General features: G+C 16.6%; 16 protein-coding genes. 5 read left to right on the plus strand and 11 right to left on the minus strand.

All coding sequences use genetic code 11. The features are described 5' to 3' along the window. Positions 1-35 precede the first annotated feature (35 nt). The 5 genes from acpS to lepA form a co-directional block, all read right to left on the minus strand. Positions 36-416 carry a holo-ACP synthase gene (gene acpS, locus RJK19_RS00890; protein ID WP_343184194.1) on the minus strand — a complete coding sequence of 127 codons (381 nt, stop codon included), beginning with the start codon at positions 414-416 and terminating at the stop codon, positions 36-38. A gap of 63 nt (positions 417-479) precedes the next feature. Continuing rightward, positions 480-1316, minus strand: a complete 837-nt coding sequence (era, locus tag RJK19_RS00895; protein WP_343184195.1) for a GTPase Era — start codon at positions 1314-1316, stop codon at positions 480-482. Between the two features lie 13 nt (positions 1317-1329). Further along, positions 1330-2010 (minus strand): ribonuclease III, encoded by a 681-nt coding sequence (rnc, locus tag RJK19_RS00900; protein ID WP_343184196.1) that lies wholly within the window; start codon positions 2008-2010, stop codon positions 1330-1332. A 62-nt stretch (positions 2011-2072) separates the two neighbouring features. Further along, complete coding sequence (gene lepB, locus RJK19_RS00905) at positions 2073-2897, minus strand: signal peptidase I (RefSeq protein ID WP_343184197.1); 825 nt, start codon at positions 2895-2897, stop codon at positions 2073-2075. A 22-nt stretch (positions 2898-2919) separates the two neighbouring features. Next, positions 2920-4704, minus strand: a complete 1785-nt coding sequence (gene lepA, locus RJK19_RS00910) for a translation elongation factor 4 (protein WP_343184198.1) — start codon at positions 4702-4704, stop codon at positions 2920-2922. A gap of 197 nt (positions 4705-4901) precedes the next feature. On the opposite strand from lepA, the gene mnmA reads away from it, so the two are divergent. The 5 genes from mnmA to lipA all read left to right on the plus strand — a co-directional run bounded on the left by mnmA (position 4902) and on the right by lipA (position 9501). Then, positions 4902-6008, plus strand: coding sequence for a tRNA 2-thiouridine(34) synthase MnmA (gene mnmA / locus RJK19_RS00915; protein ID WP_343184199.1), 1107 nt, complete (start codon positions 4902-4904; stop codon positions 6006-6008). Positions 6009-6187: 179 nt separating this feature from the next. Further along, positions 6188-6964, plus strand: coding sequence for an enoyl-ACP reductase FabI (locus RJK19_RS00920; protein WP_343184200.1), 777 nt, complete (start codon positions 6188-6190; stop codon positions 6962-6964). A 241-nt stretch (positions 6965-7205) separates the two neighbouring features. Further along, positions 7206-7847: a YchE family NAAT transporter gene (locus tag RJK19_RS00925; RefSeq protein ID WP_343184201.1), complete on the plus strand. Its 642-nt coding sequence runs from the start codon at positions 7206-7208 to the stop codon at positions 7845-7847. A gap of 23 nt (positions 7848-7870) precedes the next feature. Beyond that, positions 7871-8503 carry a lipoyl(octanoyl) transferase LipB gene (lipB, locus tag RJK19_RS00930; RefSeq protein ID WP_343184202.1) on the plus strand — a complete coding sequence of 211 codons (633 nt, stop codon included), beginning with the start codon at positions 7871-7873 and terminating at the stop codon, positions 8501-8503. A 71-nt stretch (positions 8504-8574) separates the two neighbouring features. Continuing rightward, positions 8575-9501: a lipoyl synthase gene (gene lipA / locus RJK19_RS00935; RefSeq protein ID WP_343184203.1), complete on the plus strand. Its 927-nt coding sequence runs from the start codon at positions 8575-8577 to the stop codon at positions 9499-9501. 304 nt (positions 9502-9805) lie between these two features. Here lipA and yciA read toward each other — a convergent pair whose 3' ends face one another. From yciA to trpD, 6 genes are all read right to left on the minus strand, one after another. Further along, on the minus strand, positions 9806-10237 hold the full coding sequence (gene yciA, locus RJK19_RS00940) for an acyl-CoA thioester hydrolase YciA (RefSeq protein WP_343184204.1): 432 nt from the start codon (positions 10235-10237) through the stop codon (positions 9806-9808). Positions 10238-10417: 180 nt separating this feature from the next. Continuing rightward, on the minus strand, positions 10418-11170 hold the full coding sequence (locus tag RJK19_RS00945) for a YciC family protein (RefSeq protein WP_343184205.1): 753 nt from the start codon (positions 11168-11170) through the stop codon (positions 10418-10420). A 108-nt stretch (positions 11171-11278) separates the two neighbouring features. Next, the gene (gene trpA, locus RJK19_RS00950; RefSeq protein ID WP_343184206.1) at positions 11279-12088 is read right to left on the minus strand and encodes a tryptophan synthase subunit alpha; all 810 of its coding nucleotides are present in this window, start codon (positions 12086-12088) and stop codon (positions 11279-11281) included. 11 nt (positions 12089-12099) lie between these two features. Next, the gene (gene trpB / locus RJK19_RS00955; protein ID WP_343184207.1) at positions 12100-13272 is read right to left on the minus strand and encodes a tryptophan synthase subunit beta; all 1173 of its coding nucleotides are present in this window, start codon (positions 13270-13272) and stop codon (positions 12100-12102) included. A gap of 14 nt (positions 13273-13286) precedes the next feature. Beyond that, positions 13287-14654, minus strand: a complete 1368-nt coding sequence (gene trpCF / locus RJK19_RS00960; protein WP_343183852.1) for a bifunctional indole-3-glycerol-phosphate synthase TrpC/phosphoribosylanthranilate isomerase TrpF — start codon at positions 14652-14654, stop codon at positions 13287-13289. Beyond that, positions 14647-15639, minus strand: a complete 993-nt coding sequence (trpD, locus tag RJK19_RS00965) for an anthranilate phosphoribosyltransferase (RefSeq protein ID WP_343183853.1) — start codon at positions 15637-15639, stop codon at positions 14647-14649. Before trpD ends, trpCF begins: the two co-directional genes overlap by 8 nt. Between the last annotated feature and the right edge of the window lie 112 nt (positions 15640-15751).

The raw sequence follows: 15751 nt of genomic DNA on the forward strand, positions 1-15751 counted from the left end.
TTTATATAAGTATTATTTTCTTTTTATTTATACAATTAATTTTCTAATATAACCATAGAACAAAAATATTTTTTTTCATGACTTATACTAATATGTATTTGAATTACATTATTTTTTTTTAAAAATTTTAAAGTTTTTTTAAATACTTTTATTTTAGGTTTTCCTAAATTATTATTATATATTTTTAAATCTTTAAATGATATACCATTTCTTATTCCAATTCCTAAAGATTTAACAAATGCTTCTTTTACTGAAAATCTTTTTGTTAAAAATTTTATTTTATCTTTTGAAAATTTATATTTTTTAAATTCTAATTTATGCAAAATTTTTTTTGCAAATTTATTTTTAAATAAATTTTTAATTTTTTCAATTCTGCTTTTTTTAATTATATCTATTCCTATTCCTATTATACTCATAATAAATTTAATACTTATTTTATAATTATATTTTTTTAAAATATATATTTTATTAAAATTTCATTAATTTTTTTTATATAAAACATTAATATAAAGATGTATTTTTTTTTTTAATATTTTTTCTATTTCTATTCTTGATCTAATATTACATTTTTTTATCATACTTCCATTTTTTCCAATAACTATTTTTTTATGTCTATTATTTTTTACTATTATTAATATTTTTATATAAAGTTCTTTATTTAATATTTTTTTTATAATTTCTATTTTAATTTTTAATTTATATGGAACTTCTTGTTGTAAATAATGCATAAACGTTTCTCTAACTATTTCTGATATAAAAAATTTTTTTGTATTATAGGTAAAAAAATTTTTTTTAAAAATGTGATTTCTAATAGGTAATTTTTTTTTTATAATATTCTTTATTTCTAAAATATTATATTTTTTTTTAGCAGAAATAGGAATTAATTTAAAAAATTTATTGCTATTATAAATATTTTGTAAAAAAGGTAACAAAATTTCTTTTTTTTTAATTTTATCTATTTTATTAATAACTAACATTATTGGTTTTTTATTTTTATTTAAATTTTTTAAAATTGTTTCATCTTCTTTTTTCCATATAGTTCTATCTATTACTAATATTATTATATCTATATAAAAATTTTTGTTAAAAATCTTTAATTTATTTTTTTTATATTTTTTTTTGTTAAATCCAGGAGTATCTATAAAAATTGATTGATAATTAATGTCATTATCTACTCCTAAAATATATTTTTTTGTAGTATTTTTTCTATTAGAAATTATTGATATTTTATTACCTATTAATTTGTTAAATAAAGTAGATTTTCCTACATTTGTTTTACCTGCTATTAATATAGTTCCACAAAACATATTTTTCATAATTTTTATTTTATTATTCTATTCCTAATTTTAATAAAGCTCTTTTAGCTGCATCTTGCTCAGCTTTTCTTCTGCTAGCTCCTATTCCTACAATATTATTTTTTACTCCGTATATTTTACATCTAATAGTAAATAATTGACTATGTGCTTCTCCATATACTTGTATTATAAAATATGTAGGTAAAGGTAAATGTTTAGATTGCAAAAATTCTTGTAATCTAGTTTTTGGATCTTTTTTAGTATCTTCAGGATTTATATGTTTCAATCTATTATAATACCATTTTAATATTAGTTTTTCAGTTATTTTTATATTACTATCTAAAAAAATACTTCCTATCAAAGCTTCTACAGTATTTGATAATATAGATTCTCTTCTAAATCCTCCACTTTTTAGTTCTCCCTGACCTAATTTTAAATATTCTCCTAAATCAAATTTATGAGCTATTTGAGCTAAAGTATTTCCTCTAACTAAAGTAGCTCTCATTCTACTCATATCTCCTTCATTAACTAAAGGAAAACATTTATATAAAGCATTAGCTATTATAAAACTTAAAATAGAATCACCTAAAAATTCTAATCTTTCATTATGTTTGTTACTTGCGCTTCTATGAGTCAAAGCTTGTTTTAATAATTCTTTTTTATTAAAAATATAACCTATAGTTTTTTCTATTTTTTTTATTTCTATAAAATTCATATTTTACCAATTTTATACATTAATTATAAATATATTTTATTTAAAAAAAAATATATTTTTATTTATAATAAAATTCCAATTCTTTTAAAAATTATGTTTCCTAAATATCTATTATTACTATTATCAATACTCATCCAAATAATTTTAACTTTTCCAATAAAATTTTTTTCTGGAACAAAACCCCAAAATCTACTATCTAAACTATTTTTTAAATTATCTCCTAAAACAAAATAATTATTTTTAGGAACAAAAAATATATGTAAATTATTTTTTTTATTTTCTATAAACTTTTTAAAAAAAAATATATTTTTTTTAATTGAAAAGATTTTATATGAATAATAATTATATTTTTTTACTTCATTTTTACAATTAAAATTTTTAATATTATTAAAAGAAGATATTTTTTTAATATAAATTTTGTTTTTTTTTATATATTTTCTATATATGTAAATTTTGTTTTCTAAAACATTGTATTTTATTATATCTCCTGGTATTGCTGCTATTCTTTTTATAAAAAAAATGTTTTCATTTTTAGGATATTTAAATATAACTACATCTCCATTCTGTGGTTTTTCGTAATTTATTATAGTTTTATTAAATATTGGATCTTTAATTCCATAAGAAAATTTTTCTACTATTACAAAATCTCCATCTATTAATGTTGGAAACATAGAATTTGATTTTATCCTAAAAGATTCATAAAAAAATGATTTTATTAAAAATATAATTAAAAATGTATAAAAAAATGAACTAATAAATGTAATTATATTATTTTTTTTGAAAAAATAATTTTTATTTAAAAAATTAATAATAAATTTTTCATATATCCAAAATATAAATGTTATAAATGTAAAGAATATAATAATGTTTGTAATTAAATTATACATTTTATTTTTACTCTTAAATTTTTTATTTTTTTAAAATTGAAAAAAATGTTTCTTGAGACATATTTATTTTACCAACTTTTTTTAACTTCTTTTTTCCATATTTTTGTTTTTGTAATAATTTTTTTTTTCTTGTTATGTCACCTCCATAACATTTAGAAAGTACATTTTTTCTTAATTGTCTAATATTTTCTTTAGCAATTATTTTATTTCCTATACAAGCTTGTATTGAAATATTAAATTGATGTCTAGAAATAGTTTTTTTTATTTTTTTTAATATTTTTTTAGAAAAAATGTTTATATTATTATTATAGATAATATGAGAAAGAGGATCAATTTTTTCTGAATTTATTAATATATCTAATTTTACTACATCTGATTTTTTATATTTTAAAAATTTATATTCTAAAGAAGCATATCCTTTAGAAATAGATTTTAATCTATCAAAAAAATCAATAATTATTTCAGATGTAGGTATTTCATATATCATACAAACTTGATTTTCATAATATTTAGTTTTTATTTGTTTTCCTCTTTTTTCTATACATAGATTTATTATTTTTCCAAAAAATTTTATTGGAGAAAAAATTGTACATTTAGAAAAAGGTTCTTTTATATATTTTATATATTGTTTTTCTGGAAATTTAGAAGGATTGTCTACATACAAAACTTTATTTTTTTTAGTAAATATTTTATATATTACATTAGGAGCTGTAGATATTATCTCTACATGGTATTCTCTTTCTAACCTTTCCCTTATTATTTCCATATGTAATAAACCTACAAAACCACATCTAAATCCAAATCCTAAAGCATTAGAATGCTCAGTTTCATAATGTAAAGCATTATCATTTAAACTTAATTTTTTTATTCCATCTTTTAAAATTTTATATTTTTCAGATTTTATAGGAAAAAAACTTATATATATTTGAGGATTTATTTTATTAATTTTTTCTACAAGAATTTTTTCTTTATTATTAAAATTAGTTATAGTATTTCCTACTGATATATAAGAAATATTTTTAGTACCACATATTGCCCATCCTATTTCTCCTGATTTTAAACATTTTTTATAAATTTTTTTAGGAGTAAAAATTCCTACTTTTTCTATTTTGAAAATATATCCATTATTTATTATTTTTATTTTAGAATTTTCAAATAATGTTCCATTTTTTATTCTTATTAAAATAATTACTCCCAAATAATTATCAAACCATGAATCTATTATCAATGCTTGCAACATATCTGTTTCACATCCACTTGGATGTGGTATAAAACTTATTATTTTCTCTAATAATTTTATAACTCCTTCTCCTGTTTTAGCTGAACACTTTATACAATTTTCTGATGTAATTCCTATTATTTCTTCTATTTCTTTTATAGATTTTGATATATTTGAAGTTGGTAAATCAATTTTATTTAATACTGGTATTACTTTTAATTTCATTTTTAATGCAAATATACAATTAGCTAATGTTTGTGCTTCAACTCCTTGAGTAGAATCTATTATTAAAATAACACCTTCACATGCATATAAAGATCTAGAAACTTCATAAGAAAAATTTACATGCCCTGGTGTATCTATTAAATTTAAAAAAAAACTTTTTCCAGATATAGATTTATATTTTAATGAAACACTTTGAGCTTTAATAGTAATTCCTCTTTCTTTTTCTAATTCCATAGAATCCAAAATTCTATTTTTCATTTCTCTTTTAGGTAATCCTTTACATATTTGAATAATTCTATCTGATAAAGTAGATTTTCCATGATCTATATGAGCTATAATAGAAAAATTTCTTATATTTTTCATTTTTTTAATAAAATATTTTATTATTATTTTTATATTATAAACATTTTATTAAAAAATATAATATTATTAAAATTTATTAATTAATTTTAAAAATATGTTCATATATTGTTATGATATATAAATATTTTTTTTATAATATATAAAAAAAACATTTATATTATATAATCTTTAATAAAAAATAATGATTTTTAAACAATATGAGAAAAAAAAAAGTTATAGTAGCTATGTCAGGAGGAGTTGATTCATCAGTATCAGCTTGGATATTAAAAAAAAAATATGATGTAGAAGGATTATTTATGAAAAACTGGGAAGATGATGATAAAAAAAATTTTTGTTCTTCTAAAAAAGATATAGAAGATGTTAAAAATGTTTGTAATATAATTAAAATTCCATTTCATAAAATAAATTTTTCTATAGAATATTGGGAAAAAGTTTTTATAAAATTTTTAAATGAATTAAAAAAAGGAAATACTCCAAATCCAGATATTTTATGTAACAAAGAAATAAAATTTAATGTTTTTTTAAATTTTTCTATAAAAAAATTAAAAGCTGATTTTATAGCAACTGGTCATTATGCAAAATTAGTATATATTAATAAAAAAATTTTTTTAAAAAAAAGTATAGATAAAAAAAAAGATCAAAGTTATTTTTTATATACATTAAAAAAAAAACAATTAAAAAAAATTTTATTTCCAATAGGAAATATGAAAAAAGAAAAAGTTAGATTAATTGCTAAAAAATTAAAAATGCCTACAGCAAATAAAAAAGATTCTACAGGAATATGTTTTATAGGACCTAAAAATTTTCAAAAATTTTTAAAAAAATATATTTCTGTAAAAAATGGAAAAATATTTACAATTTCTGGAAAATTTATTGGAAAACATAATGGATTACATAATTATACTTTAGGACAAAGAAGAAAAATAGGTAATATAATAAAAAATAATGTAATAAATAATTCTCCTATATATGTTATAAAAAAAAATATAAAAAAAAATATTTTAATAGTATCTAAAGGATTTAATAATCCTTATTTAATGTCTAAAGGAATGATAATAAATAAAGTAAATTTTTTAGTTAAAATAAATATTAATCAATATTTTTTTTGTTCTGTAAAAATAAGACATCAAAAAAAAGTTTTTAATTGTTTAATAAAATTAAAAAGTAATAATATATTAATAGTAATATTTGAACATCCTATTTCATCTATTACTCCTGGTCAATCTGCTGTATTTTATATTTATAATATATGTCTAGGAGGAGGTATAGTTTTAAAAAAAATTCCATTAATAAAAATTTATTAAAAAATAATTTTTAAATATTGTATATTATTATTTTTTATAAAAAAATTTTTTTATATTAATATTTTATATAAAGATACTAATAATATTGATATATTATAAAAATATTAATAACATAACTAAAGTAAAAAAATAAAAATATTTTTTTTTAACCATTTATAAATTATATAATTTATCAAAATATGAAAAATAAAAATTTACTTTTTAACAAAAAAATTTTAATAATGGGAATTAGAAATAAATTTTCGATAGCATATGGAATTGCTAAATCCATGATATTTCATAAAGCAAATTTAGCTATAACATACTTTAATAAAAAAGATAAAAAATTTATAAAAAATTTTGCAAAAAAAAACAATTGTAAAATAATTTTAAAATGTGATGTATCTAGTGATATTAGCATAAAAAAATTATTTTTTAAATTGTCAAAATATTGGAAAAAATTTGATGGATTTGTTCATTCTATTGCATTTGCTCCTTCTATTCAATTTACTAAAGATTATTTAGACATAATAGATAGAAAAAGTTTTATTTTATCTCATGAAATAAGTTCTTATAGTTTAGTAGCTTTATCTAAAGAATGTAAAAATATGTTAAACAAAAATTCTTCTTTATTAACAATATCTTATTTAGGATCTAATATAGTAGTTCCGAACTATAATGTAATGGGTCCAGCTAAAGCATCTTTAGAATCAAATGTAAAATATATAGATTATTATTTTAAAAAATATGATATAAGAGTTAATGCAATTTCGACAAATCCAATTAGAACAACATCTTCATATGTAATAAAAAATTTTTTTGAAATTTATAATAATTCTAAAAAAAAAATATTAAATAAAAATAATATAAATATTTTTCAAATAGGAAATATAGCTTCTTTTTTATGTTCAAATTTATCTATTGGAATATCAGGACAAATTATTCATATAAGTAATGGTTTAAATAATATTTTTTAAATAAAATATTTTATAAAAATATAAATAATATAATTTTATATTTTTATATTATAAAAAAAAATTAAGATATATAATTTTTAATATAATATAATATGTTTAATTTATTATAATTATAATAATATTTTTTAAAATAAAATTATATTTATTATTGTACATAATATATTATATTTTTTAAAAATTTTAAAATATTTATAATTTTTTATATTTTAATAAAAAATAATATTTTTGAGGTATAAAAAAAATGTATTTGAAATCATTAGATATTTTTTTATATATAAGTTTTTTTTTAAATTTATTTATTTTAATAAATCCTATAGGAATGATTCCAATATTTATAAGTATTACTAGTGATCAAAGTTCTAAAGAAAGAAAGATAACAAATTATAAAGTTAATATAACAGTTTTTTTTATATTATTATTCTCACTATTCTTTGGATATAAAATTTTAAATATATTTGGAATTTCTATACATTCTTTTAGAATTGCAGGAGGAATATTAATTACTAGTATGGCTATGTCTATGATAAATGATAAAATTTATAGAAAAAATAAAAATTTTAATAAAAAAAATAATTTAAATAAAATAAAAAAGGATATTAGTATAGTACCATTAGCAATTCCATTAATAGCAGGTCCTGGTGTAATAAGTTCTATTATAATATGGAGTACAAAACATAATAACATTTTAAATTTAATATTTTGTTCTATTATAATTGCTATTTTTTCATATATTTGTTGGACATTATTTAATTTATCGAATTTTTTTATAAAAATTTTTGGAGAAAATGGAATTAATATAATAACTAAAATAATGGGTATATTGTTAATGGCATCTGGAATAGAATTTTTAATACATGAAATAAAATTTTTTTTATTAAAATAAAAATTGTTTATATATAAAATAAAATGAAAAAAAAAAAATATAAAAATAAAAATTTTATTTTTAAAGATTTAGGAATAAAAAAATGGAAGAATACTTTTTATGATATGAAAAAATTTTTAAAAAAAAAATATATTATAGATCAAATATGGTTTGTAGAACATCCTTCAGTATTTACATTAGGAAAAAATATTCATAGTAAAAAATATTATATTACTAAAAAAATTAATACTTATTTTACTAATAGAGGTGGTGGTATTACATATCATGGTATAGGTCAGCAATTAGTATATTTTTTAATTAAATTAAAAAATAGAAGAAAAATATTTTTTTTAATTTATATAATAAAAAAAATTATAATAAAAACTTTAAAATATTTTAATATAAAAGGATATTATGATAAAAAAAATCCAGGTATATATGTAAATAAAAAAAAAATTTGTTCTATAGGATTATGTATAAAAAAAGGATATTCCATGCATGGATTTTCTTTAAATATAGATATGGATTTATTTCCATTTAAATTAATAATTCCATGTAATAATAAAAATATTAAAATGACTCAAATGAAATTTTATAATAAAAATATATTAATAAATAATGTAAAAAAAATACTAAAAATAAATATAAAACTTTTTATGAAAAAATTTTATAAATGAAATAAATAATTTTTTAATTAAAATTTTTATAAAAAATATTAATAACTTTTATAAGGATAAATTATATTTATATGAAAGATATACATTATAAAAGTACAACTATCTTTTCTAAAACGTATAAAAAAATTTTAAAAAAACCTAAATGGATAATTTCTAAATTTCCTTCAAATGATAAAAAAATAAAAAATATAAAAAATATTATAAAAATTAATAATTTACATTCTGTTTGTGAAGAAGCTTTATGTCCTAATATATATGAATGTTTTAATAAAAAAACTTTAACTTTCATGATATTAGGAAATATATGTACTAGAAAATGTTCATTTTGTGCTGTTTTTAAAGGAAGACCTAAAAAAATTGATATTAATGAACCTAAAAAAATAGCAAAAGTAGTAAATTTAATTAATTTAAAACATGTAGTAATAACATCTGTTAATAGAGATGATTTAAAAGATGGTGGTTCTAACCATTTTGTAAAATGTATTAAAGAAATAAAAAAAAATAATTTAAATACTACTATAGAAATATTAGTTCCAGATTTTAAAAAATGTATTAATTATGCTATAAAAAAAATATCAAAATGTCCTCCAGACATTTTTAATCATAATATAGAAAGTGTTCCTAGATTATATAAATATGTAAGAAAAGGAGCTAATTATAAAAATTCATTATATCTTTTAAAAAAATTTAAAGAAAAAAATCCTTATTTATTAACAAAATCTGGTTTTATGGTTGGATTAGGAGAAAAATATAGTGAAATAATAGATGTAATAAAAGATTTAAAAAAAAATCATGTAGATATGATAACTATTGGTCAATATTTACAACCTAGTTTAAAACATTTTCCAGTAAAAAAATATTTTACTATAAAAGAATTTTATAAATTAAAAGTGTTAGCAAAAAAAATAGGATTTAAAAATATATTTTGTGGACCTTTAGTAAGATCATCATATCATTCTAAATTACAAATTAGTAAAGTTTTTAATAAAAAAATATAATTAAAATAATTTTTGAATAATTAAAAATAATACTTAATTATTTTAATTATTCAAAAAAAATAAAAAATTATTTTTTATAAATTAAAAATATTTTTTAAATATTTTAAAATATATTTATAAAATATTTTTTTATAAAAAAATATATAAAAATTTTTTATTTCAAAAAAAATATTATTAATTATATTAAAAATATAAATATTATATATTAAAAATTTTTATAATAAAAATTAAATATAAAATATTTTATATAATTAAAATATAATTTTTTAATTTGTTAAAAATTATAATAGATTAAATATTTTATTTAAAATTTAAAATTATTTTTTTCTATAAAATAGTTATTATATGCAAATCTTGTATTTTTGTTTTCATCTATAGCAACATATATTAAATTAGCTTTAGCTACTATATTATTAGCACCTATTAATTTTGAACTAATTTTTTTTGTCCAAATTTCAATTTTAATATTAATAGAACTTATTCCTATTTTATATAATTTTGCATAACAACTAACTAAATCTCCTATAGAAATAGGTTTTAAAAATATTATATCTTTTACTCTTAAAGTAGTTACTTTTCCTTTTGATATTTCTTTTGCCAATATTGCTCCTCCTAAATCTATTTGAGACATTATCCATCCACCAAAAATATCACCATTTACATTTATATCTTTTGGCATAGCTAAAGTTCTTATAACTAATTTTCCTTGTGGAAAATTTTTATTTATATTATTCATAATATTTTCCAAAAAAAATATAAATTTTTTTTAATAATTTTAAAAATAAAAAAACAAAAAAACTATATAAAAATATTTTTTAAATATTTTTAAAAATAAAACTTTTTTAAATATTTTTTTTTTAATTAATATTATTAAATTTAAATTATATTAAAATATAAATAAATATTAAATCAAGATTTAAAATTTTTTAATAGGTTTAAATAAAGAATAAAATTTAAATAAATATACTATTAATATACATAAAAAAAAATTAGATATAGAATTATATAAAAAACAAAATAAATTTTCTGGACTGAATTTAAAAATTGTACTAATTGTTAATAATGCAAATTTTACTAATAACCATAATATTATAGGAAAAGATAATTCTTTATATTTTAAAAAACAAATTAATAAACTTTTTTTTATAGACAAAAACATACTTTTTTTTTCTATCATTAAAATTATAGGAGACAACGAAAGAAAAATAGAAAAAATTATAGCAGGAAATATTAATAACACTAATCCTATTTGCACTATTACATTTATAAAAAATATTAATACAAATAAATTTGGAAAAATATAAAAAAATTTTTTGTATAATTTATATAAATTATTTTTTTTTTCAAATATTTTAAAATGAGCTATCATTATTATACTTTCTATAATAAAAGTAATACTAGTTATATAAACTACATTTCTTAAAAAAGAAAATTGTAAAAACATTTTTTTATTATAAAAAGTCATAAAATCAAATATATGTATTAAAGAATACATATTATTATCTTTTTGAAGAACTGAAAAATAAATTCTTTGTATTGTAGGAATAATATAAAAATCAGATACAACTAATAAAAAAGAATAAAATATAGATATCAAAAAAATTTTTATTATATTTTTTTTAATAAAATCAAATGTTTCTATAAATAAATTAGTTTCTTTAATAAACATTATAATATCACCATAAAAAGTTTTATACTATGTAAAGTATTATTAAATAAATATAAAAGTTTTTATTTATTAAAAAATATTTAAAATAAAAACAATTATAAAAAAATACTATATTTTTGTAGATTCTTTAAATTTTTTTATTAAATTATTAATTTTTTTAATTATTTTATTTTTATTATGTAAATATTTTTCTATTTGATTTACTATTATAGAACCACATATTACTCCATCTATTTTTGATTTTAATATATTTTTTATTTGATTTTTTGAATATATTCCAAAACCTTGAATTAAAGGTATATCAGAAATTTTTTTTATTCTATTAGAAATAGTATCTGTATTAAAAATTTTATTATTAAAAATTCCAGTTACACCTGGTTTAGAAATTATATATATATAATCATTAGACATTTTTATTATTTTATTTAATGTATAATCTTCTACATTAGGAGGGCATAAAAAAATTTGTGAAACTTTATTTTTTAATGAATGTTTATAAAAAACACTTGATTCCTCAACAGGAACATCAACTATTAATATAGAATCTAAACCAACTTCATAACATTTTTTATAAAAATTTTTTATTCCATTACAAAAAACTATATTTGCATATGTTAATAATCCTATAGGTATTTTAAAATATTTTTTTCTTAAAATTTTTAAAATTTTAAAACATTTAGAAACAGTAATTTTAGAATTTATTGCTCTTAAATTTGCATTTTGTATTATAGGTCCATCACCAAAAGGATCTGAAAATGGAATTCCAACTTCAATAGCATCTGCACCATTTTTTATTATATTATCTATTATATTTAATGAAGTTTCAAAATTAGGATCACCTAGTACTATAAATGGTATAAAACATTTTTCATTATTCTTTTTCAAATTTATAAAAAGATTATTATATCTTGTTTTCATAATATATATTTTTATTTTTTAACAAAACTACTAACAGAATAAATATCTTTATCTCCTCTTCCAGATAAATTTACTATAATAGTTTGTTTTTTAATTGGATTTTTTTTAATTATTTTAATAGCATATGCTAATGCATGAGAAGATTCTAATGCTGGTATTATACCTTCTTTTTTACATAATATTTTAAATGCATCTACAGCATCTTTATCATTTATAGTAACATATTTTACTTTTTTTATGTAATTTAACCATGCATGTTCAGGACCTACTGATGGAAAATCTAAACCAGCGGAAATTGAATGAGAATCTTTAATTTGTCCATAATTATCTTGAATAATATTAGATTTCATTCCAAAATAAATTCCAATTTTTCCATATTTTAAAGATGCACCATTTTTATTATTATTTTTTCCTCCTGCTTCTACTCCTATTAATTTTATATTATCTTTATTTAAAAACTTAGAAAATATTCCTATTGCATTAGAACCACCACCTACGCAAGCTATTATTACATTAGGAAATTTATTTTCTAACTTAATAATTTGTTTTTTAGTTTCACTACTTATAATACTTTGAAATTTATGAACAATTGTAGGATAAGGATGCGGTCCAGCTGAAGTTCCTATCATATAATGAGTATTATGATAATTATTAGACCAAGATCTTATTGCTTCATTACAAGCACTTTTTAAAGTTTTTGTTCCTGTGTTAACTGGAATTACTTTTGCTCCTAATAATTTCATTTTCATAACATTAGTATTTTGTCTATATATATCTTTACTACCCATATATATTTTACATTTTAAATCAAGTAAAGCACATACCATAGCTGTAGACACTCCATGTTGTCCAGCTCCAGTTTCTGCTATTATATTAGTTTTTTTCATTTTTTTTGTTAATAAAGCTTGACCAATAACTTGATTTATTTTATGAGCTCCACTATGTAATAAATCTTCTCTTTTTAAATATAATTTAGTATTTGTTCCAAAAGTAATATTTTTACACAAAGTTAATGGAGTTGGTCTTCCAGCATAATTATTTAATAGTTCTTTAAATTTTCTTATAAAATTTTTATTTTTAATATATTTTATAAAATATTTTTCTAATTGCAATAAAGCAGGAACTAATATTTGAGGAACATACATACCACCAAATTTTCCGAAATATGAATTTAAAATAGTCATTTTTAATAATTTCTTTATATTATATTGTTTTTTATTTTAAAAAATATTTTTGATATTTTATTTTTATCTTTTATACCAATTTTTTTTTCTAATCCAGAATTTAAGTCTAATCCGTAGCATTTAGTATTTAATGCTTTTTTTAAATTTTTAATGTTAATTCCTCCTGATAAAAATATTTTTTTCATATTTATTTTATTTAACAAAGACCAATTAAATGTCTTACCACTTCCAGGTATTATATTATCTAAAATAATATAATTTACATTATTAAAATTTAGATTTGGAATACTGTTATTTATTCCTATAGCTTTCCATATATTAATATTTTTTTTTAAAACTTTTCTTAACATATTTATATATTCTTGATCTTCTTCACCATGTAATTGTACTGCATGTAAATTAAATTTTTCAGATATATATTTTATTTTATAAATTTTTTCATTTTTAAAAACTCCTACATATTTTATAGAATTACAAAAAAAAAGTTCTCTAGAATTTTTCAAATTAATATATCTATTAGAAGATTTTACAAAAATAATTCCTATATATATAGCACCATAATAAGAAGAATATATAATATCTTTTTTTCTAGTTATTCCACATATTTTATTATTTCCAAAAATAATTTTTTTTATAGCCAAATCTATATTATTTTTAGACATTATAGATGATCCTATTAAAAATCCATTTACATATTTTTTTATATAATTAATGTCTGAATTATTAGATATTCCAGATTCACTAATTACAATATTATTTTTAGGTATAAATTTATATAGTTCTTTAGTTTTTTTTATATCTATAGAAAAATCTTTTAAATTTCTATTGTTTATACCGAAAATTTCAGATTTTAAATTAATAGCTCTATCTATTTCAGTTTTATTATTTACTTCAGTTAATACACACAAATTCATAGATTTAGCTATTTTAAAAAATTTAATATATTCATTGTCTTTTAAAATTGACAACATTAATAAAATAGCATCAGCACCTAAAAATCTAGATAAATAAATTTGATAATCATCTATAAAAAAATCTTTACATAAAATTGGTAATTTTGTATGTTTTCTAACATATTTCAAATATTTTAAACTTCCATTAAAATATTTTTCTTCTGTAATTACTGATATTGCAGATGCATATTTATTATAGCATTTTACTATTTTTGAAATGTTAAAATTTTTGCAAATTAATCCTAAAGAAGGAGAAGATTTTTTAATTTCTAATATGAAAGAAGTTCCTTTTTTACTAATACAATTTTTAAAATTTAAGTTAGTATTTTTTATTAAATGTTTAAATTCATTTAATGGAAAATTTTTTTTTATTTTTTTTATATATTCTTTTTTATAATATAAAATTTTTTTTAAAAAATTTTTATTCATTTTTTTTCCTATTAGATATTTTTTCTATAAATTTTTTTATTACACCTTTTTTTATAAGTTTAAGAATATAATTAGCATTATATTTTATATTTTCTTCTCCAAAAGTTTTTAAAATTATAGAAACATTTGCTGATATAGTTTCTAAATATATATTGTCCCCTATACCTTCAATAATATTTTTTGTACAATTTTTAATTTTTAAAATTTTTTTTTCATTATAAGTTTTAAAACCAAAATCTTCTGGATATATTTTATATTTTTTTATTTTTCCTTCATTTAATTCACTAACATATGTTGGTCCATATAAAGTTACTTCATCATAATTATTACTATGTACTGAAATTACTCTTTTATATTTTAAAATTTTACAAATTTTAGTAATAATCGGTAATAATCTTAAATGATATACTCCTATAACAGATAAAGGAGGTCTAGAAGGATTTAATAATGGACCTATTAAATTAAAAATTGTTCTTATTTTTAAATTTCTTCTTATATTCTTAACATGTTTAAAACTATTATAATATAGTGGTGATAATAAAAAACATATATTTAAATCATCTAAATTTTTTCTAGATTCTTCAGAAGAAATATTAATATTTATTTTATTTTTTTTTAAAAAATTAGCAGAACCGAATTTTCCAGTAATATTATAATTACAATGTTTTGCTATTTTAAATCCAGCAGAAGCTGCTACTATTGCACTGATTGTAGAAATATTTATTCCATTTTTATAATCACCTCCTGTTCCTGTAATATCTGAAAATAAATATTTAGGACTATCAAAATTTTTTTTTCTTTTTAAAAAACTTTTTACTGCACCTAATATTTCGTATAAAGTTTCTTTTTTAGATTTCATTAAAACTATTGCTGATGTTATTTCAGAATTATTTATATTTTTATAATATATGTTTTTAAAAAGTTTATAACTTTCTAAAAAATTTAAATTTTTTAATTTATACAATTTTTCAAATATTTTTTTCATATTTTTAAATATAATTTAAAAAAAATATACATGAATTTATTCATAATATATAATTTTTAATTACTAAATTAATAGTATTAATTTTAACATAATTATTTACAAAAATTTTATT

It is taken from the genome of Buchnera aphidicola (Ceratovacuna keduensis), assembly GCF_039372665.1.
Taxonomy (GTDB): domain Bacteria; phylum Pseudomonadota; class Gammaproteobacteria; order Enterobacterales; family Enterobacteriaceae; genus Buchnera_G; species Buchnera_G aphidicola_D.